Raw genomic sequence first — 19822 nt, 5'->3', positions numbered from 1 at the left:
CGCAGTTGTAGGAGCCCTAGGCCTGTTCGCTGTCGACTCGAGTGTGTAGGTGCAGTGGGGTAGAGGACGTGGGTAGCAAGGTGCGGCCAGCGGTCGGCGGTCTCGGTACGGGGTTGGTCAGGATCGGGTCGATCCACGGGGCAGGGTGCCTGTTTGGGACGTGGCAGCTCGTGTGGGAGTGTGGGCGAAACGCGAGCAACGGTTTCGGCGATCTCTCTGTACGACCTGCGGTCGAATTCGCAGAGCACGCATCAGGGGTGCGGCGAGGTTGGCTGCCCGATAGCAGAGAAGGACGGTAATGTCTGGAGCGGACTCTGCGGTGTTGCTGCATCCTGAGGATCTGATCGACGACAGCGAGCTTGAGTCCGCGGCAGGAGATCGCCTGGCGCATGAACGGTTCTCGGCACAGCTGGCTGCTGTGGTGAAAGCTGTTCCAGCACGGTCGAATATCGCCTTATACGGCGCGTGGGGGTCGGGCAAGAGCAGTATCGCGAACATGTTGCGCACCGAGCTGACAGCGCATCGATCCGGCATCGCATGGTGTGGTGGCGGCCGGAAGGTAAAGTTCGCGCGCTTCGACGCTTTCAAATATGCCGAGACGCCGCTGCGCCGCAATTTTATTTCCGCGATCGCCACCGAGCTCGGGAACTACGATTCCCGATTCCACGCCGGCATGTATTCGGCCACGACCATCACTACGATCAACCCGTCCACGACACAGTGGCGGCGAGTGATCCTCGTCTTCCTAGGGTTGCTAGCGGCGGTCGCTGCGGTCGCAATCGCAGCGGTCGCGGTACTGGCATGGCTTCGTCACGGTCCGTTCTGGGGAAACTTCCGGTCCATGGTGGGCACGGTGGCCATGGCTGGGCTGGTTCCTGCCACCTTGGTCAGCGGGCTGGTCTCCTTGGCGGCCAAGCCGTTGCAGGTTGAGCAGAAAAATGACAAACCGGACAGCGGTGAGCAATTCGAAGCGCTGTTCAAGGCTCTTATCGATGGGAGCGGAGCCGATCGTGTAGTGGTTTTCGTCGATGAGCTCGATCGCTGCTCAGCCTCGACTGTCGCCACGACGCTCGACACCATCCGTACTTTTTTCCAGGCTCCCAAATGCGTCTTCGTCGTGGCGGCTGACCGGCGGATGCTTGAGGAGGCGTTGACCAGGGCCGAGCCGGCCCAGCCGACACCGGCCGATCTGGTCAACCCGTACTACAGCACCGGTAGCGCATATTTGGACAAGATTTTTCAATACCAGCTCAGTCTGCCCCCACTGTTGCCGCAACGCGTCACCCAGTTCGCGCTCGATGTCGTCGAGGGACATGGCGGGGTGTGGTCGGAGATCAACGCCGCCTACGTGGTGTCGGTACTGGTCCCCACCCACGTCCGCAGTCCGCGCCGGGTCAAGCATCTGCTCAACACGTTTGCGTTGACATACCGCAGCGGACAAGATCGCCACCGGCAGGGACTGCTGATTGAGGATCCCCGGGACAATGCGGGAGCGCTCGCGAAACTCGTGTGCTTGTGCGTGGAGTTCCCGTTGTTCGCTCGCGACCTCGAAATCGACGCTCGGCTGCCCGAGTACGTCCTGGCGCTGCACGCCAAACCCAGCGCCTCCCAGCCTGGTTCGGTTTCAGATGCGGCCTGGGCCCTGGCCAGGCGGTACTCGCTTGAACAAGCCCCGCCCGCAACTCTCCTCACCTCCATCGCAAGCGAAGGCTCCGAAAGCGGCGACAGCGGTGAAGCCGAAGGTGACGAGGTCGTCACCGTGGCCGAGGTACACAACAAGCAGCTCATCGACTACCTCACCCGCACCCGCGCTATCAAGGGCCCGTCGCGGGATCTGGTGTTTCTGCACAGCAGCGGCACCGCGTTCGGGCTCGACGGTGAGCTCTCGACCGCGATCGAGGAGGCGGCCGAGAACGGCTCCGTCGACTCCATCGGCACCCGGATCGCAGCTTTGACCGCCACCGAGCAACGCGCCGCCCTCAAACTGCTTGTTGCGCAGATCAACACCGGGATCGGTGTCGGGGTCGCCAACGCGGCGCACACTCTGCTCACGCTGGTAGCTAAATATCCGTCCCTGCCACTCGACGAGGTCGCCGATGCCGCCGCTGCCGCGGTCAATCACGCATTCGCCACCTCCGAGGGTCTGCTCGATAGTGACACCGTCGGCCCAGCCTGGTCGCTAGCCACACAGGGGACCGAATCGGAATCCAAAGCACTGCGCGCCAACATTTTGGCCACCGTCCGCGCCGACAGCTCGAACTACGATGCGGAGTTCGTGCTGACCGACCCGATGCCGGCGATCGACACCGACGCGGACGCGGTTGGCGAGATCATCGCCGCCTATGTGGTATCCCCGACCGGCCCCGACGATGTCCGTCTGCTGGCGAATCTCCCCGACCCCACGCTGTCTCGTGTCATTGGGGTTAGTGGCGTACGGATCACGCGCCTGCTCGGTGCTGACCTGTCCGCTTGGAGCCGCGAGTCCACCGCGACATCGGCCGAACCAGCGGCCAGCGGACATGACGATTACGACCCGCGCCGGATTGTCACGGCCATGGCCGAGCTGGCACGCGACCGTGCCCACGCCAGCGCCTCGCTGAGCGAAGCGATCGTGTCAGTGCTGCTGGGTTGCAATCACCAGAGTGCTTTCGATGCGGTTTCCGGAGTGCTACCAGCGATGCAGCCGAGCACCGACCCCGCCCTCGTGGGTACGCTACTGACCGCCGCACACGGTTATCGGGTCGGGACCCGCCGGTGCTGGCTCGACACGATCGCTCCGGCCGCGATCACTGCACAGCACGCTGGCGAGTTGAACAAAAATCTGCTCCAGCTGTGGTCAGACACGATCTCCGAGGAGCCGAGCGAGGCAATCGACGCCGTAGCTAACGTGCTGGAGCCGCTGCTCGCGGCCGCCGGATCCAGGCAGGACTTCGACATCACCGACCAAATCACCGCCGACCTCGCCAGTGTCGCGACCGATCCCGCCGATGCCGCCCAGCGTCTGCTGCTGCTTGAGCGGACCGGCCCGTTCGCGGCCCTCGGGGTCCTCAACCTCGCACTCTTGGCTCGCGAAGTCGCCACCTCCCTGACTGAGGCTGCAACCCGGAATTGGGTTGTCGGCCCCCATGATTTGTTTGTACGGCGGCTGCGCGGCGTCGGCTCGAAGCTTTTCGAGACGCTGGCCGCCTCCAGTGACGACAGCGACCTGGCGCGGAATCTGGTCACTCAGCTGCAGGCCTGTTCGTGGCTGGCCGAACCTCAAAGGTCCACTGCGGCATTAGGGTTGGTGGCCGTAGCGGGATTCTCGCGGATCGCTGCCGAGTGTGTGCCGACCGCCGGGCAGATTGCTGACCTGCTCAGCGCACACCGGGACGAGGCGGTGGACGCGAGCGCGCTGTGGGTGCAGGTGCGCAACCCCTCGCGTACCGAGTTGCAAATCGTGCTGCGCCACGTCTTGGACCACAATCTGTTGACCGAGCAACTGGCGACCGCGATCGGCGAGGTCCGCGGTCAATGGAGCAGGAACGAGCAGTTCAGCTTCCTGATCGACCATCTCGGAGCCCACGACCGAGGACTGCCTGGTCCGCACGTATTGACAGCCACCGGTCTGGCGCAACTCAGCGACGACCTCGTCGCCGAGCTGCTCATCGCCCGCTATCGGGCCTGCACCACCAACCAGCAGCGCAAGTGGGTCATCGAGGTGTGGGCAGCTGCCCGAATCACCGACTCGCAGGTCCTACGGCGGCTCATCGAAGAGATAATCCTGCCGCTGCTGGAATCCGACACTCATCGACATTTCAATAAAGGACAGGTCGACATCGCTTTGGACGCACTGCCGATCGTAGGAACGCCGTTGCCAAGCGGTGTCAAGAATAAGCTCGGTGCCGCGCTCGGCAAGGCCACCGCCGACGACGAGCGTTTGTCCAAGAAGTGGCATTCAGTCGCCGAGGTACTCGGATACAAGGTCTCACGCAGCGGGGGTCTGCTGCGCAGACGCACAGATGTCGAATACGGCGGCGAATCCTGAACTGTCGATCGACCAACGATAGACCAGCCGACAGCTTCACCGTGACTGGAACCCGCCTCAGGTTGGGGCGAATACACTCGATGCACCTGCAGGTTCCTGCCACCAGCGTTGCGAGAATTTGCGAACCCGCCCATTTCAGGTGGCCTCGGGCATGATCCGCATACCGATCCGGACGTACTCCGGATTGAAGCGTTCCACGCAGACGAATTCGCGAAGGCGCTCACCGTTCCAACGGTGGTCGAGGAGGTTGCGGCACGCGAAGCTCAAGTGCCCGATCCCAGCGCACAGGTCGATGATGCGGGTTCCCACGACGTCGATCCGCATGTCGCCCGCCAGCCCCAGGGGCGTGAAATACGCGCCGTCCAAACAATGTTCGGGATTGGCGGCCTCCTGCCAGTGATCGAGTACGAACCTCTTCTCCTCGTCATCGAGGTCGCGGTCGGCATCGACCAACGAGCAAGCTTCACGATGCAGCTTGGCTTGGCTCCTGCTCAATGTCGTAGACATACAAAACTTCCTTCGCTGAGGGCCCCGTTGCTGATGGCTGGGCGGTGGGGTTGGATCGTGCCGATGCGCCGCGCGGGTGGGCAACGCATCGAAGAGCGAAATCTGGTTGTACGCCGGGACTCCGGAGCGCACACCGGTCGTTATGGCACGGCGCGGTGGGCGTGGGATCGGTTGCGTGGGAACGGGATCGGACCACAGACGGGGGTCGGCGGCGGCCACAGGCTCGGCGCAGGCACACAACGCGTCCATGGCCTTTTCCGCCAGTAAAGGGCATAGCGGAAACAATTTCGGCAATCGGTGATCATGCGTTCGCCGGTGACCGGGCCGGAGCGAGAGAGATGCTGACAACCAGGCAGCCGGAGATGGGCAGTGCGTGAGACCATCGACCAGGCTTGACTACCACTGCTGTGGGGCAGGTGACCGGCCAACGCGAGCGCAGACTGGGATTGGAGGAAATCTCAGACGGGACAGGACGAATGGAAACTCCCGCCGCCGAGAAACGCGCTCTCTCCAAACAGAGGTCGGGTTCGCGGGTTGGCGGGCCGGCCGTTCAGTCAGCCTCGGCGGCGGAAAGGGGTGTCAAGCCGCACGCTTTTCGCGGCTTGACACCCCCCGCCGCCAAGGCAGACTGATAAGGCCCGCCGACCCGCGAAGACTGCCCTGTCGTCTACCTCAATCCGCGTCGTTCTCGCCTAGGAGCATGTGCGTGAGCGCGGCTCCCATTCCGAGCACCACAACCGGCAGGCACGCGACCATTGTCGTGATCGGCCACGGTGCGATCCGGGTTCCTGCGGCCTGCAACAGGTGGTAAGCGATCTGTCCGGCAGCGCCGAGCGTCAAGCTACCGATGGCCGACCACTTGGCGTAGTTGACGGTCTTCGCGGTCCGGATGCGACCAGACAACCAGACATACAAGGCGTACGACGCGTAAGCCTCGACGCCGATCGGCAGCGTGATCGCGGTGTTGAGGCGGGCGGAATCCCAGATGCCCGGCAACGGATGGATGACACCGAATCCGGTCAACTCGCCCAGACCGACCCACCCGGACCACACCGCCACCGCTGCGGGCAGCGCGATCAATAGTACGGGCCAGATCCTGACCGGGCGAGACGACGTTCGCGGTGCCTCAACTGCTCGCGCGTCGCGACCGGATTCGTCGTCGGTGACCTCGTCAACCGTCAACTCGCCGAATGATGACGCATCGACCAGGCGGTCTTCCGGCCGGGGTTCATCGGCAGGCGACGCGTCGACCTCATCATTTGTACGAGACTCTGTCATTGCCGCGTCCACCAGCTGCTGTTCGAGCTCGAGTGTCGTCACCTCAGTGACCGTGTCCTCCCTGTCCGCGAGGCCGACGCCGTCAGGCGCCTCAGGCAGGATGGCGGCGACCCTGGCGGGAGCCAGCCGATCCGGGCCGGCAGGGCGAGACCGGCGATGGTGAGTTCGCCGCCAATCGTTTACCACGTTCGATGCGTGCTGACGCGAGACCTGCGCTCCGCAGCGCGCCAGTACCGAGCGCACGTCGTCGGTCTTCGGGTCTCCGAACAGCTCACACACGAGCTGCATCATGTCCTTCTTTGTCGAGCAGCCTTCGAGAGCTGTTCGGAGCATGACATCATCGGGCACCTCCTCCAACTGGTTGAAATCTTCGGAAAGCAGTGCCACCGCGCCTTCACTGCCGGGGCATGTCGTAGGACACGTCGCTTCGATGCTCATATTGATGTCCCCGTCCGAAGGTCGGAGCCGTGTGTTCGGCGCGGGTCTGGTCCTGCATGGCAGGCCGCAGGCACCGCCGCATCAGGGACTTGTCCGGGCGCGGTGTATCTGGATAATCGCCAGCGTCGCGACCTGCGGGTTGCCAGAGACCATGAGCCGCCGTTGCCGATGGTGGATCGACGTACCTGGTGAATGCAGAATGAAGCCCTGGGTCGCCGTTCCGGGAAGGTGCAGGTCACGACTTTGTTGGCCAGATTCAGTGAGGCATTGGCCAGGTAGCGCGGCAGACTCGCCATATGTCGTGAGTTTTGGCCAGATACCTTGAGCCAGGACAGGACTTGCCGCAGGGACCGTCGCCGCCACTGATTGATAACTAACGGATTGCTGCGCTCGGAAACTGTCCGGCGTGTCGCATCCGACACGCCGGATGGATCTCTCGGATCGAGAGCTGGGCCGACGTCCATGCCTGACGCAGTCAGCGGGTTGTGAATGGCGGCAAGGCGGTATCGGCTTGTAGGTGAAAGCAGTGTCGAAGAGGTGATGCTGGCAAGAAGCCGAAGGCCAGGGCGAGGTCTGCGGAGGGGGTCTGCCACTGAGGTCGGACGACTTGACGACACCCACGGTTTCCCCCATGGTTTGAATGGAAATCGTCGGGATTTGTCAGGAAGTGCTGGGTACTGTCGTGCGGCTAACGTCGCAGGTGCTGGGCTGTTTTGAGAAATGTTGAGTCGTCCGCGGATCCTTCGAACCCCCGCGTGGGGGTCAGGGGTTCGAGTCCCCTTAGCTCCACCAAATGTCCGTTACTCGAACCCGGCATCGAAAAAATGCCGGGTTCGAGTAACGGGCTTTTTTGGTTTTTGAGGCTCTTGTCGATGGCTGATGTATGTTTCGCTGGCGTCGGTGTAGGCGCACAGCGACTGATTTTGTCTCGTGTGCGCTGTTTCGCTGCTTGGTGGAAGTCGTTGAATGGGTTGCTGAGCGTGCCTCTGATCGAAATCTCCTCGTCGATATAGAACCGTTGGTAGAACGTCTGATTCATGAGTCGGCGGGTGTCGTCGGACGCGTTGCTGTACATCGTATGTGGGTCGGACATGAAGCTGATAGCAGTCCGCAACGCATTGGCACCGACTCCCAGTTCGGCGTGGGTGCCGAGGAGTCCTTCATTCGCGCGATCGCGCTCGACCTGGATCCGCCGCAGACGTATCTTGATCTTCTCCTGGGGGATTGAGCCGTCACCGGCCAGATCGAGCAGCCGTTCCTCTTGGCCATCGAGCTCATCGAGTCGCTGCTTCAGGCTGTTGTGCATGGTTCGGACGGTGCTCTGCTCGTCAGCGAGGACAGCGTCGAGTAGCGCGTTGACTTTGGAACTCTGTCACGCTGCCCGGGACGACTGCGTATGTTGCGAACGTCTTGGACTCGGTCGAACAGCTCCTGATCGACCAACGGTTCGTGTCGGCCTGGATAGACCTGCCCCTTGTAGATGATGTAGCCGCGGAGCGGGCGTTCAGCGCGGTGTTCGGACGTGCAAGTACGTACGGCGGCTGCGAGGATTCACAGCATGATCTGGCCGATGCGAATACCCGTCGATCGACTAGATGACGGCGGGGTGTCGTTGCGTTTGTATTCATCCGCCGACGCTCGGCAGTTGTTCGATGCGTTACAGGACGAACGTGCGTGGGAACACATTCCTCGCAGAGTGCCAAGAGATTTCGGCGAGCTCGATACCGATGTTCGAGCTGCGTTGGCCGACGGCCGTCGTCTGACGTTCACTGTGCGCAGCGCGGCGACGGTGGTGGGCAGGACATCCGTGATCTGGGAACCGTCGGCTCCCGATGGCGTCGAAATCGGTGGGACACAGTTTGGTCCCGCGGTGTGGGGTGCTGGTGTGAACACGCGGGCGAAAGACATGTTGATCCGCGAGGTATTCGATCAGGGGGCAGCGTGGATCCGGTTTCGGACCGACGAACGAAATGACCGTTCAGCAGCCGCGATCCGAAAGCTCGGTGCAGTGGACCTCGGCGTCCACCAGGACATCCGTGTGCGTCGGGACGGCACCGTACGTCGTAGCCGGTTCTTCCGCCTCGATCGTCGCGCAACGTAATCGCAGCGCGGATCCATGTACGGACACTGGGCTCTGATACGCCGCAAATGCTGCGGTGCGGGCGTTCGGCCGCCGCTCGCGTCCGCTCCAGATCGGTTGGTCGGCACAGCCTCCGGGGCGGCTTACCAACGCACGATATTAGCCGCTGGGCGAGCGGTTCGAGACGAATATTGGATGGGCGACACACCAAATCAACTCGCGCCACCGCACCCCCGTCAGGCAAGCTCACCGCATGACCGACGCTTCTCCGGCCCGCTACGACTGCTCCGTGCTCCTGGGTGCGTATCTGGATGCGGTAGGAGAGTTCGCCACGCTCAATGGCAAGACCGGTGCGGAAGCCGAATCTGCTTATGCGAGTTGGTCACCCGACGCGGTCATACGCTCGAAGTCCCGTCTGGCCTACCTCGCTGGCCTCGAAGGATTGTTCGGCGTGGATCTCGGACTTCCCGACCCCCTTTCCGGATCCGGCGACGCTCGCCATCGAGTCCTGCTGATATTCCTGCACAAAGCAGCACGGGTGTACCGTGCGATCGGAACGCCCCTCGACGGATACATGGAGGCAGGACTGCTTGTGAGAGCGATGGAAGATGTCGGCATCTCGGAAGCGGTCATCGACAGCTGCGCGCGCATGCAGCGCCCCGCCGAAACCCTGCGGCGGCAACACCTGGAATTGCTCGGCACTGTTCTCCGCGGATTGCTCGGTGAACGAGCTGATGCGGTCTACGCACTCGATGACCCGGCCGCCGCTGACATCGTCGTCCCCGAGCCCTGGGATCCGTGGGCTTCCTGATGATCTGCCCAGTCGCGCGCACGGTAGGCCACCGGATCACTGAACTGCTGTTCACGGCAACACCCGGCTCACCGAACATCCTGTACTAGCCGCTGGGCGCGCGTGCTGTGCGGCGGATCGGGGGTGTCCCTATGGTTTTCGTCAACTCGGCCTGATCGCTGATCCGGCAAGCCCGGTCTTCGGTGGTTGAGCGATGAGATGGTCTGCGGCGCATAGTGTGTGTCCTGTGCAGTCCGAGACCGCTGAACACATTGCCTCGTAAGCGGATGGGTCTGGTGCGTTGTTCGTCGATGAGTTGGACCGGGTGATGTTGGTCGAACCGACACCACCCGGCAGCTCCCAGTAGTCCTTATACGTCGGTGTTGTGGAGGCTGAGGAGTCTCCCTATGTCGCGCGGGGGTCTGACGGACCGGTCAGCTATCGGAATTTGGCTGGTGCAGAACAGGTTCGAATCAGCCCGGGCGGCACGAGAGTGCGAGTTCGCCTGCGGGCCGCGCAGCACTTCGCGGACAATGAGTGTGCGACCCCGGTTGCGTCGAATGTTGTTCGCCGCGACCGACGTTCATCACAGCGGCGAGCTGTTACCCCACATCGTGGTGCGTGTGGTGATGGTGTCGTCGAGATACCAGAACAGGGGACATCGATGGACACTTCAGGGATTCCCGAAGGCGAACAGCTGTACTTGTTCACGGGCGGAACGATATTGACCGTCGACCGGACCTTCTCGATTGCCGAGGCAATAGCGGTTCAGGGCGATCGGATCGTAGCGGTCGGCGCGGAGGCGACGGTACGCGACATCGCAGGGGTGGGAGCCACGGAGATCGACCTGGCGGGCCGAACGATGTTGCCGGGCTTCATCGATGCGCATACCCACGTATTGACGGGCAGCATGGTGGCGGCTCTGATGGAGTACGTCGGCATGGCGCGCTTCGCCACCGTGCGAGAGGTACTCGATCATCTGACAGACATGGCAAGGCAAGCGCCCGAAGGCAAGTGGATCCTCGCTCGCAATTTCGATCCGGCAGTGCAGCCGGATCTGGCAGCGCTGACGTTCGCCGAACTCGACGCGGTGTCGACCACGAACCCGGTGTTCGTCCTGAACGCCTCCGGACACATTGCCTACGCGAATTCCGCGGCGTTCGCCGCCGCAGGCATCGGGGAGGATGTGGCGGATCCGGAAGGGGCCGAGTTCGTTCGCGATGCCGACGGAAAACTCACCGGGACAATGAAAAACGGTGTCGCGTACAACCAGGTCCTGGGGAAATGTGACGCCGCTGCCGGATTGAACCCGGTCGACGCGCTGATCGACCTACTCGAAAGTTGGCGGCAGGTCGGGTTGACCACGGTGAGTGAACTGGGATTGGGCACCTTGAGCCACACGCCCGACGACCTCACCGTCCTGACGCAGGCGGCTGGCACCGGCAAGCTCGAGACCCGTATCCGCGCCTACCCCTTCTACACCCTCGGGACCGACACCTGGGACGCGGCGGGGGTGCGGCCGGGCGATGGTGACGCGTTGGTGCGTATCGCGGGCTACAAACTCGTCGCCGACGGCTCCAACCAGGGATTCACCGGCCTGCAACGCGAGCCGTATCTCAATACCGACAACTACGGAATCGCCTACATGGAGCCTAAGGTGCTCGCCGCGGAGGCGGTCGACCGCGCGAGCAAGGGCTGGCCGCTCGCGATCCACGGCAATGGCGACGCCGGTATCGACAACATCCTGGATGCCTGCGACGCCATACGCGATGCCGGGGTTGAGCCGGGCGCCGCGCGAGTCCGCATCGAGCACTGCTCGATCCTGCACGACGAACAGATCACCCGCATGAAAGACCTGGGCGTATCCGCCAGCTTCCTGATCGGGCATGTCCATTACTGGGGTATTGCGATGCGAGACACAGTCTTCGGCGCACAGAAGGCATTGCTGCTCGACCGGTGCCGCAGCGTGGAGGCAGCGGGAATCGGGTTCACGCTGCACTCCGACTTCATGGTCACCGACCCCCATCCATTGCACATGATCGAGATGGCCGTCACCCGTCGTACGTGGAAAGAACCCGACTATGTGCTGGCACCCGAAGAGCGCATATCGGTGGAATCAGCAATCCGCGCCGTGACCTCCGAGGCGGCGTGGCAGCTCTCCTCCGAACATGAAGTCGGCAGCCTCGAAGTCGGCAAATACGCCGATTTCGTCATCCTCGACCGAGACCCCCGCGTCGTCCCACCGGATCAGATCAAAGACATCACGGTCCTGGAAACCTGGATGAACGGCAACCAGGTCTATTCAGGGAGCTACCGCCGACCGTCGACAAGCTGATCCGGCGGTTGGATCACGTCGACGTGGGCGACTTCCTCTGCCGCAGGCCCACTCGGGTCGGTCAGCGACGAGGACAGGTAGAACGGGCATTGCGGCGATACGGCAGTGACCGCAGCAAATCACGACAGGTGTCGTGCACATGACCGTGGATCGAGTTCTCAATATCCCTGGGGACAACGACGGTTGCTTGGGTGTGGCTGCGGAATCTCGACATTGGGCGAAATGCCAAGCAGAGACCGGATCCGGTTCCGTTGACTGACAAGGCTTTACAGTGCATGGTCACGCTGGCGTGTGAGGATGGGGCGATGACTCAGGTTCCAGAAGGTTCGGCAATTCCCATCGATACCGCCCAGGCATACAACTACGACAGCATCGCCGAGGGCTACACCGCTGAGAATGAGACCAGCCTGCTGAACGCGTATTACGAGCGGCCCGCGACCCTGGAGCTCGCCGGCGACGTGGCTGGCCGGCGGATCCTCGATGCCGGATGCGGCTCGGGTCCCCTGTTCGCCGAGCTGCGCGATCGAGGTGCCATCGTGACCGGCATCGACGCGAGTGCCGAGATGCTGGAGCAGGCTCGTCGGCGGCTGGGCGCCGCCGCGGACTTGCGGGTAGCCGATCTCGCGGACCCGCTGCCTTTTTCCGACGATGTGTTCGACGATGTCGTCGCATCCCTGGTGTTGCACTACCTGCAAGACTGGGGACCGACACTGACCGAGCTGCGTCGCGTACTGAAACCTGGTGGCCGACTCATCGCTTCGGTCGAGCACCCTTTCGCCATCTGGTTCTGGCAGCGCTCGGAGGGGCAGAAAACGGACTATTTTGAAACTCGCAAGCGGACCGACGAGTGGAACATGGACGGGCAGATCACCCAGTTGACCTTCTGGGACCGGCCGTTGCACGCGATGACCGACGCCTTCACCGCAGCAGGCTTTCGCGTCAATATGATCAGCGAGCCGCCGCCAGCGCCCGCCGCCCGCGATCAGTTCCCCGAGATCACCGGCACAAGCTTCCTTGCCTTCCTGTTCTTCGTCTTGCAGGCCGACTGAATATCGTGGCTTCGGAACAGCACGGAGCCATAGAGCTATATGCCTCAGAGAACCGATGTAAAACTCCGCCGGAGTATCTGCGATGCTCGGCCATCACCACCGACCGGTTGCCGGGAACCCACCGGACGGATCACGATGTTCGGCCCGTCGACCAGTACCGCACGGTTCGTATGCTGGTCCGTCAGGTCCACCAAATCGGTCATTGCACGAACCGAACCCTCCGGGGTCGGTACCGCGGATTCTGCGGTACCAGCCCCGGAGTCGTTTTCGGGTTGAGATGTCCCGCAACCGAATTGCGGCCAGATCCATGCGCCACCGCGTCAGGTAAGTCGGCGCGGTCCGGCTGGCTATGCGCGCAGAATCGTTCGGCGAGCTACCGGCTGTGGCCTAGCGGACAGCCGCTTTCAGTGCGGCCTCGATCACGGTGGTGAGTGTGTCCAGGTATTCGTCGTCGCTGTTGCCGTCCATGATCAGCATGCGGAAACCCAACGGTGCGATCAGCAGATCCACGGCCAGGTCCTCGTCCAGCCGGGCCGGGAGTTCGCCCCGATCGATCGCGGCCCGCAACATGGCCCACGCCGCTGTCCGGCGTGGTTGCGCCACGTCGGTGTGCATCACGTCCGCGAGCGCGCTCGTGTTGCGGGTCTCGACGAACAGCCCGAGGCCGGTGCTGCTGACCAGTGGGTTGGACATTTGGCCGCGCAGGGTACCGAGGTACTCGCGCAGATCGGTGCGCAGGGCTCCGGTGGCCGGGATCGGCGGCAGTGTGTCCTCGACCGCCTTGCGGATCAGTTCGGTGAGCATCTCCTGCTTGGATGACCAGCGCCGATACAGCGCGGCCTTGCCAACGCCGGCGCGCCGGGCGACCGCCTCCATCGACAACCGCGCATAGCCGGACTCGGCGAGCTCGGCGAAGGTCGCCTCGGTGATCGCATCGGTCACCTGCTGCCGCAGGGCCGCGCCGCCGGTTGCCGTCCGCTCTGATGCCATTGGCCGAGCCTAACCGAGACGGAACGGTTGCGTTCCGTAGGGTGCCGGTGCTAGCGTCGTTTCCATCAAATGGAACGGCTCCGTATCGTTCCGATATTGAAGGGAAGCGGGCAATGAGGTTCCTCTACGACAACGAGTCCTTCTCCTTCGAGGCGCTGCGGGCCGCCGGTTACGCCACCTACGGCGGCGCCGAGCTCGGCGAGGTCCTGGTGACCTGCCGCCGGATCCCGGAAGGGGACGAGGAGGCCTGGTCGGCCCAGTGGGCCGCGACGGCGGCGCGGGTCGAGCGCATCGGCCGCGACGCGCTGGCCGCCGGGCATCGGGTGAGTGCGCGCGAGGCGCTGCTGCGCGCGTCGAACTACTACCGGACCGCCGACTTCTACCGGCGTGCGGACCCGGCGAACGACACCGAATCCGCGCGGCTGGCCAAGGCCTCCCAGCAGACCTTCGCGGACGCGGCGGCCCTGCTCGACACCCCCGCCCGCGCCTTGCGCATCCCGTACGAGGACACCACGCTGCCCGGGTATCTGTTCCTCGCCGACGATTCGGGGCGGCCTCGCCCGACCGTGCTCTACCACGGCGGTTACGACTCCACCCTCGAGGAGGACTACCTCGCGCTCGCCGCGGGGGCGCTGCGGCGCGGCTACAACGTCCTCGCTTTCGACGGCCCCGGTCAGGGTTCGAACGTGCGCGAGCAGGGCCTGCACTTCCGGCCGGACTGGGAGGCCGTGGTCACCCCGGCCGTCGACTTCGCGTTCGCCCTGCCCGAGGTGGACGCGGACCGGCTCGTGCTCGTCGGCACCAGCCTCGGTGGCTACCTCGCCGCGCGGGCGGCCGCGTTCGAACACCGCATCGCCGCCTGCGTACTGCACGACGGCGTCTACGACTCCCACGACGCCGTCGTACCGATCGCCAGGATGGCGGCCGAGACCCCCGGCGGCATGGAAACCGTGATGGCGCAGAGTATCTCGGCGCGCTGGTTGGTCAACAACGGCCTGTGGACCTTCGGGGTCTCCGACGCCGACGAACTCGTCAAGGCATTCCAGGCCTACACGATCGAGGGACTCGCGGACCGGATCACCTGTCCGACGCTTGTGCTGGATGCGGAAAACGACCAGTTCTTCACCGGTCAGCCCCAGCGCATCTTCGACGCACTGACCTGCCCCAAGGAACTGATCACCTTCCGCGAAGACGAGGGCGGCGGCGAGCACTGCCACGAAGGCGCGGTCGCCCTGTGGCACCAGCGCACCTTCGACTGGCTGGACACCGTGCTCGCACTCGCGTCCGCGGAATAAACGGCGGGCCCGCGCCGCCGCCTTCGAGCGATCGGCTGTTCTGAATTACGAGTGGCCGCCCACGATTTCGTCGTTGCAGCCGCGCTATCGTTCTCTACATGGGCAGGGTGCTGGTGTAGCGCCGCATGGTGGCGGTCGTCTCGTCAGCAGGGTTGTGGCGTGTCTGTCTGTGCTCGTTGCTGGGCGACAATGCCATCCGGAATAACCTTCGCTACGAACAATCTCCGAATGAACATTCAAACCATCGCAAATCCAATTGCGGGCAAATCAAAGCAGACGGTGCGGACGAATGCTGGGTTCCGGCAATCCGAGTGTATGAGCCCGCTGGCTCCCTGTACGGTAAACAAGGCTGACCGGCGGTGGCGGTTGCGCGACAGCTGAAGTTCGCCGCATCCGCGTGCCGAGCTCATTGCGATCGAGGCATTCAAGGCATAATTTCTCGATCAGGACATGATGTGACAACCGTCTTGGTTGGGCTGCAAGGTGCCCCTGCGGTGCGTGACTTTTATCAGCGTTTTTGCGTCTGACAAGGAGTGCGGCGACATGTGCGTGACCGGCTGGAGGCCACTGAATCAATAAGCATCACAACAGCTTTGCCGGGCTCTGGGGTCGCGAGGCCGGTCCATCCGAACAATGGAGGTCGAGATGTCCAGTAAGGCGCAACGACGCGTCCGCTGGTTCGGTGTTGCCGCCGTGGCCGTCATGGTGACGTTTGCCGGGCCGGTGATTGTGTCATCGAGTCCGGCGGGTGCGGCGCCACCCCTTCCACAGGTGGATGAGTTCTATCAGCCACCAGCCGGTTTCGAGGCCGCGGCGCCGGGCGCGATTTTGCGATCCCGGCCGATCGAGTTGGTTGCGCCGTTGCCGGCGCAGGCTTGGCAACTGCTTTATCGCACCACCGACGTGTTCGATCGGCCGGATGTCACCGTCACCACGGTGTTTCTGCCCAACAATGTCCGACCGGACCGGCCGTTGGTGTCGCAGCAAATGTTCGAGGACGCCTCCGGTCCGCTGTGCGTCCCGTCCTACGGGCTGCAGGCCGGTGCCAAGTCCTCTACGGAGACCACGGGGCAGATAACGGATTTGCAAACCATCCTGCAGAACGGCTGGGTGGTATCGGTGCCCGACTTCGGAGGGCGATTCGGTCACTTCCCGGTTGCCCAAGAGCCCGGTTACATGACGCTGGATGGCATTCGCGCGGCCTTGCAGTTCGCTCCGCTCGGTCTCGGCTCCGAGTCCCGCATCGGTTTATACGGGTATTCGGGCGGCGGGTTCGCGACGGGGTGGGCGGCTGAGCTGCAACCCAGTTACGCACCCGAGCTCAATATCACCGGCGCCGCGTACGGCGGCCCCGGAGCTGACATCAACGCGGCATTGTTCACCACGAACGGCGGACCCTTCTCGGCCATAGTTGGTAGCGGTCTGTCCTCCTACTACGCCACCTATCCCGAGGTCAAAGCGGCGATGGGACCGCACCTGACACCCGAGGGAGCGGCCGTGATGGATCAGATCCAGACGCAATGCCTATCGGTCACTCTGGTCCAGCAGTTCATGTCCGACTGGAAACGGTATTTTGACATCCCGCTCGACCAGGTCCTGGCGTTGCCGCCGCTCGCCGAAGTGATCGACAAGGCCAGGTTGGGTACCCACGCGCCGGCTGCGCCGCTTTATGTCATGCAAGCTGTGCAGGACGAAGTGATTCCGGTGGGCTCGACCGACCGGATGGTCGAAGATCTCTGTGCTCGTGGGGCTCGGGTCACCTATATACGTGATCAGCTAGCCGAGCACTTGAGCATGATTCTCTCGGGCGCCCCTGCCGCGTTCTCCTGGCTGGCGGAACGCCTCAACACCGATACTCCGGCGCCGGCCGGATGCAGCACAACTACCGTGCTGTCCCAACTCATCGCCCCGAAGTAACCGGTCGGGCAGTGCGCCGGGCCCCGTAGTCGCGGCTCGGCGCACTGTCAGCCGGATCCCGAGGCGTCGCGGGAGGATTCGTTATGTCGTCTGAAGAGTCGGTTCGGGTGGCTCGAGGTGGGTCCACGGGTGTGCGGCCTCGAGCTGGGCTGCGAGTTGTAGCAGCAGGAATTCGCTGCCGGGCGCGCCGACGAACTGACTTCCCAGCGGCAGTCTGGCTGCGGTCCAGTGCAGCGGAACGGTCATCGCGGGCCTGCCGGTGACATTGGCCAACTGTGTGAACGGTGCCCACGACAGATTGCTCAGGATATTGTCGTAAGGGTTGTCGGTGGCCGTGATGGCTTCGCCGACACCGGATTCCAGCAAAGGCCCGAGTATCTCTCGTGTCATCGCCGGAATGTTTTGGGTGCCTGCCCGCGGTGGTGGCTCGGTGAGGGTTGGGGTGAGCAGCAAGTCGTAGGTGTCGTGGAATGCGGACAGAGCCCGGGTGTGCAGGTTCCATCGCTCGCACGCGTCGACTAGCGATGTCGCCGGCAGCGCGCGTCCGATGGCGGCCATCAGCCGGGTGTCGAAATCGAAGTCGGCTGGGGTCGCGCCGGTGCGCTGGCATGCCGCGGCGATGTCGCAGGCGCTATGGGCCAGCCAGACCGTGGCGAAGTCCTTCGTCAGCTGGCGGTCATCGATGTTCGGCGCGCCGGGTTCGACGTGGTGGCCCAATGATTCCAACAGTGAAGCGGTGTGTTCGAGCGCGCGTATCGCCTCCTCGTGAACCGGTGTGCCCAAAGGGGATTCATGCGTGAACCCGATTCGCAACCGCGGCGGGGTCGTATGCACTGCCTCGCCGTAGGCGTATCGGTGTGTTTCGGAGTAGTACCGTGTCGCCGGATCCGGACCGGCCATGATGTCGAGCATGACGGCCGAATCACGCACGCTGCGCGAGAGCACGCCCTCGACGGCTGCCCCGTGAACGGCGTCGCCGCCGTCCACGCCGCAAGGGACCAGGCCTCGTCCGGACTTGAGGCCGAACAGGCCGGTACACGCCGCCGGGATGCGGATCGAGCCGCCGCCGTCGTTGGCGCCGGCCATCGGGACGATTCCGGCCGCGACGGCGGCGGGGCCGGCGGAGGAACCGCCGGATGTGTGGTCGAGGTGCCATGGGTTCCGGGTGATGCCGAAGGTTTCGGTCTCGGTGACGCCCTTGCTGCCGAATTCGGGTGTGGTGGTCTTGCCGAATACCACCAGCCCGGCGTCGAGCCATCGTTGCACCAAGAGGCTGTTGCGCTCGACCGGGAGGCCGCGCAGTGGGCGGGTACCCGAGCTGGTCGGGTAGCCGGCGAAATCCTGGCTCAGATCCTTTATGAGGAATGGTGCTCCCGCGAGCGGTCCATCGGCAGGCCGGTCTGTGAGGGTACGGCCGACCTCGGCCATGAGCAGGCTTATCGCGTTGATCGCCGGGTTGACCCGCGCACAGCGTTCGAGTGCGGCGTCGAGCAGTTCGTTCGGATGAACCTCGCCTTTGGCGACCAACTGGGCTACCGGTCACCCTGCCGATCGACGCCGCCATGGTCACCGGAATACCAACTCTCGCAACACATCTCGAACAAATCGGCCAATTCCTCAGCACCACTGCGCGCGCCATTGGCACACCCAAGAACAAACCGGCGACCGCCTGACAACTTCCCGGGGGTAAAGAAAACTTTTGGGTATGCTTTCTGTGGGCTTCTGGAAGTAAAAATGATAGTGACCCGCACGACGTGAACAGGAAGATCGTCCTGCTACTCGGGAAGTCTTAAGGCAAACAGACCAATTTTTGTCGCTCAGGCCGGATGCCGCATCGGTAGTCCCGGAGACCCTACTGATGACGAGAGGTGGTTTCTTTTTATGGTCGCGAACGGCCAAGATCGTGTCCCAGGTCCGGAAGAAGCGGTGACGGAATTGACGATCGACTCCCAACAGCCGGTCGTGGCTCTCGACGACGCCCCCTTCGGCCGGGCCTGTGCGTTGACCGAACTGCCCTCGGGTAATCCGGCATCGCCGTCGGACAATTCGACCATCGTTCATTACAGCGGCGTCATCGATGCGATCTGGACCATCGGCAAGAAGCTGCACGGCGGCACTATGGTCGCCACCAGCGCCGCCGCCGCGACCCGAGGGTTGCGCACCGCTCATCCGGAATCGGCAGAGATGTTGCCGATGGCGGCCAGCACCGACTTCCTCGGGGCGCCCGACCCCGGCCGAGTCGACTACGAGGTGCGCATCCGCAAGACCGGCCGGCAGATCTGCCTGGTTGACGCGGATCTCGTGCAGGGTGGGCGCACCCTGGTGCACACCGCATTCACCTTCGGTCACCTCGACGACGCGCCACCGGTCTACGCCCCCGAGAGCTATACCGATATGACCACCGAACCGACCGTCGACGCCGTCGCCTACGGGCCGGATTCGCCCATGCGCATCGCCCACCTCAGTCAGGGCGCCTCGGTGGCCATCGATCCGATCTGGGCTCGCTTCCTCGACGGTGAGCAGGGCGAGCCCCGGCTACGGCTGTGGATCCGCCCTCGTCAAGCCGATGAGCAGAACCCCGAGGTGGCGACTTACTTCGCGATGATGGCCGGCGATATGAGCCCGCCGGTATCGATGAATCTGGGACGTTTCGGCTGGTCGCCGACCGTCCAGCTCACCACTCATCTGCATCGCCGTCCAGCACCCGGCTGGCTGCGTGTCATCGCGACAACGCCCGAGGTCGGCGAGCGGATGTTCGTCCAGGATCAGCTCGTTCTTGACGTCACCGGGGCGGTGATCGCGCAGACGCGCCAGCTCGCCCTCATTCCGCTGCCGCGTTGACAGCGCCGCTGCTGCCTGCCGCACACCGATAGCCTCAGGACGATGAACAGCTGGCCTCGCTGATCGAGAGAACCCTGCTCGCCGTGCCGCGTCCGGCTCGGACTATATGCCGCACCCGGTGCACGACCTTCAACCGTTGGTGCGGGCCTCCGCTCGTCGGGCGCAGTGATCGCTTGGTTGTGTGAGCGCTCTCTCTAGACCGGTAACCGCGACGGGCAAAGTGACGGGCCCCGTGGCCTGCGAATTCTCGCGCTGCGCAGGCGATTTGACGTAGC

13 protein-coding genes are annotated in these 19822 nt (G+C 63.7%); 8 read left to right on the top strand and 5 right to left on the bottom strand.

Going from position 1 to position 19822, the window contains the following annotated elements:
- Positions 1-298 precede the first annotated feature (298 nt).
- On the top strand, positions 299-4027 hold the full coding sequence (locus OG203_RS15890) for a P-loop NTPase fold protein (RefSeq protein ID WP_405166428.1): 3729 nt from the start codon (positions 299-301) through the stop codon (positions 4025-4027).
- 135 nt (positions 4028-4162) lie between these two features.
- On the opposite strand, the gene OG203_RS15885 is transcribed toward OG203_RS15890, so the two are convergent.
- The 3 genes from OG203_RS15885 to OG203_RS15875 form a co-directional block, all read right to left on the bottom strand.
- Positions 4163-4480 (bottom strand): hypothetical protein, encoded by a 318-nt coding sequence (locus tag OG203_RS15885; RefSeq protein WP_405166427.1) that lies wholly within the window; start codon positions 4478-4480, stop codon positions 4163-4165.
- Between the two features lie 726 nt (positions 4481-5206).
- Positions 5207-6250 (bottom strand): hypothetical protein, encoded by a 1044-nt coding sequence (locus tag OG203_RS15880; protein ID WP_405166426.1) that lies wholly within the window; start codon positions 6248-6250, stop codon positions 5207-5209.
- A 688-nt stretch (positions 6251-6938) separates the two neighbouring features.
- Positions 6939-7556: a hypothetical protein gene (locus tag OG203_RS15875; RefSeq protein ID WP_405166425.1), complete on the bottom strand. Its 618-nt coding sequence runs from the start codon at positions 7554-7556 to the stop codon at positions 6939-6941.
- A 252-nt stretch (positions 7557-7808) separates the two neighbouring features.
- Between OG203_RS15875 and OG203_RS15870 the strand changes: the two genes are divergently transcribed.
- From OG203_RS15870 to OG203_RS15855, 4 genes are all read left to right on the top strand, one after another.
- Entirely contained in the window at positions 7809-8351 is a 543-nt protein-coding gene (locus OG203_RS15870) for a GNAT family N-acetyltransferase (protein WP_405166424.1), read from the top strand.
- A 232-nt stretch (positions 8352-8583) separates the two neighbouring features.
- The gene (locus tag OG203_RS15865) at positions 8584-9141 is read left to right on the top strand and encodes a hypothetical protein (protein WP_405166423.1); all 558 of its coding nucleotides are present in this window, start codon (positions 8584-8586) and stop codon (positions 9139-9141) included.
- A 643-nt stretch (positions 9142-9784) separates the two neighbouring features.
- Positions 9785-11455 (top strand): amidohydrolase, encoded by a 1671-nt coding sequence (locus tag OG203_RS15860; protein ID WP_405166422.1) that lies wholly within the window; start codon positions 9785-9787, stop codon positions 11453-11455.
- Between the two features lie 275 nt (positions 11456-11730).
- On the top strand, positions 11731-12504 hold the full coding sequence (locus OG203_RS15855; protein ID WP_405166421.1) for a class I SAM-dependent methyltransferase: 774 nt from the start codon (positions 11731-11733) through the stop codon (positions 12502-12504).
- Between the two features lie 387 nt (positions 12505-12891).
- Here OG203_RS15855 and OG203_RS15850 read toward each other — a convergent pair whose 3' ends face one another.
- Complete coding sequence (locus tag OG203_RS15850; protein ID WP_405166420.1) at positions 12892-13494, bottom strand: TetR/AcrR family transcriptional regulator; 603 nt, start codon at positions 13492-13494, stop codon at positions 12892-12894.
- Positions 13495-13607: 113 nt separating this feature from the next.
- Between OG203_RS15850 and OG203_RS15845 the strand changes: the two genes are divergently transcribed.
- Together OG203_RS15845 and OG203_RS15840 are read left to right on the top strand one after the other, a co-directional pair.
- Complete coding sequence (locus OG203_RS15845) at positions 13608-14789, top strand: alpha/beta hydrolase family protein (RefSeq protein ID WP_405166419.1); 1182 nt, start codon at positions 13608-13610, stop codon at positions 14787-14789.
- Between the two features lie 633 nt (positions 14790-15422).
- Positions 15423-16706 carry a lipase family protein gene (locus OG203_RS15840; RefSeq protein ID WP_405166418.1) on the top strand — a complete coding sequence of 428 codons (1284 nt, stop codon included), beginning with the start codon at positions 15423-15425 and terminating at the stop codon, positions 16704-16706.
- An 81-nt stretch (positions 16707-16787) separates the two neighbouring features.
- Here OG203_RS15840 and OG203_RS15835 read toward each other — a convergent pair whose 3' ends face one another.
- Entirely contained in the window at positions 16788-18233 is a 1446-nt protein-coding gene (locus OG203_RS15835) for an amidase (RefSeq protein WP_405166417.1), read from the bottom strand.
- A 399-nt stretch (positions 18234-18632) separates the two neighbouring features.
- Between OG203_RS15835 and OG203_RS15830 the strand changes: the two genes are divergently transcribed.
- Positions 18633-19547 (top strand): thioesterase family protein, encoded by a 915-nt coding sequence (locus OG203_RS15830; RefSeq protein ID WP_405166416.1) that lies wholly within the window; start codon positions 18633-18635, stop codon positions 19545-19547.
- Positions 19548-19822 lie beyond the last annotated feature (275 nt).

It is taken from the genome of Nocardia sp. NBC_01499 (assembly GCF_045040275.1).
GTDB lineage: Bacteria > Actinomycetota > Actinomycetes > Mycobacteriales > Mycobacteriaceae > Nocardia.
The sequence above is the reverse complement of the archived record's forward strand: the minus strand, read 5'-3'. Positions and strand labels throughout refer to the sequence as shown.

Coding starts and splice junctions, on each gene's coding strand:
- OG203_RS15855 (WP_405166421.1), top strand. CDS start 11,731: ATGGTCACGCTGGCGTGTGAGGATGGGGCGATGACTCAGGTTCCAGAA.
- OG203_RS15865 (WP_405166423.1), top strand. CDS start 8,584: ATGACCGACGCTTCTCCGGCCCGCTACGACTGCTCCGTGCTCCTGGGT.
- OG203_RS15860 (WP_405166422.1), top strand. CDS start 9,785: ATGGACACTTCAGGGATTCCCGAAGGCGAACAGCTGTACTTGTTCACG.
- OG203_RS15890 (WP_405166428.1), top strand. CDS start 299: ATGTCTGGAGCGGACTCTGCGGTGTTGCTGCATCCTGAGGATCTGATC.
- OG203_RS15840 (WP_405166418.1), top strand. CDS start 15,423: ATGGAGGTCGAGATGTCCAGTAAGGCGCAACGACGCGTCCGCTGGTTC.
- OG203_RS15875 (WP_405166425.1), bottom strand. CDS start 7,556: ATGCACAACAGCCTGAAGCAGCGACTCGATGAGCTCGATGGCCAAGAG.
- OG203_RS15880 (WP_405166426.1), bottom strand. CDS start 6,250: ATGAGCATCGAAGCGACGTGTCCTACGACATGCCCCGGCAGTGAAGGC.
- OG203_RS15850 (WP_405166420.1), bottom strand. CDS start 13,494: ATGGCATCAGAGCGGACGGCAACCGGCGGCGCGGCCCTGCGGCAGCAG.
- OG203_RS15845 (WP_405166419.1), top strand. CDS start 13,608: ATGAGGTTCCTCTACGACAACGAGTCCTTCTCCTTCGAGGCGCTGCGG.
- OG203_RS15870 (WP_405166424.1), top strand. CDS start 7,809: ATGATCTGGCCGATGCGAATACCCGTCGATCGACTAGATGACGGCGGG.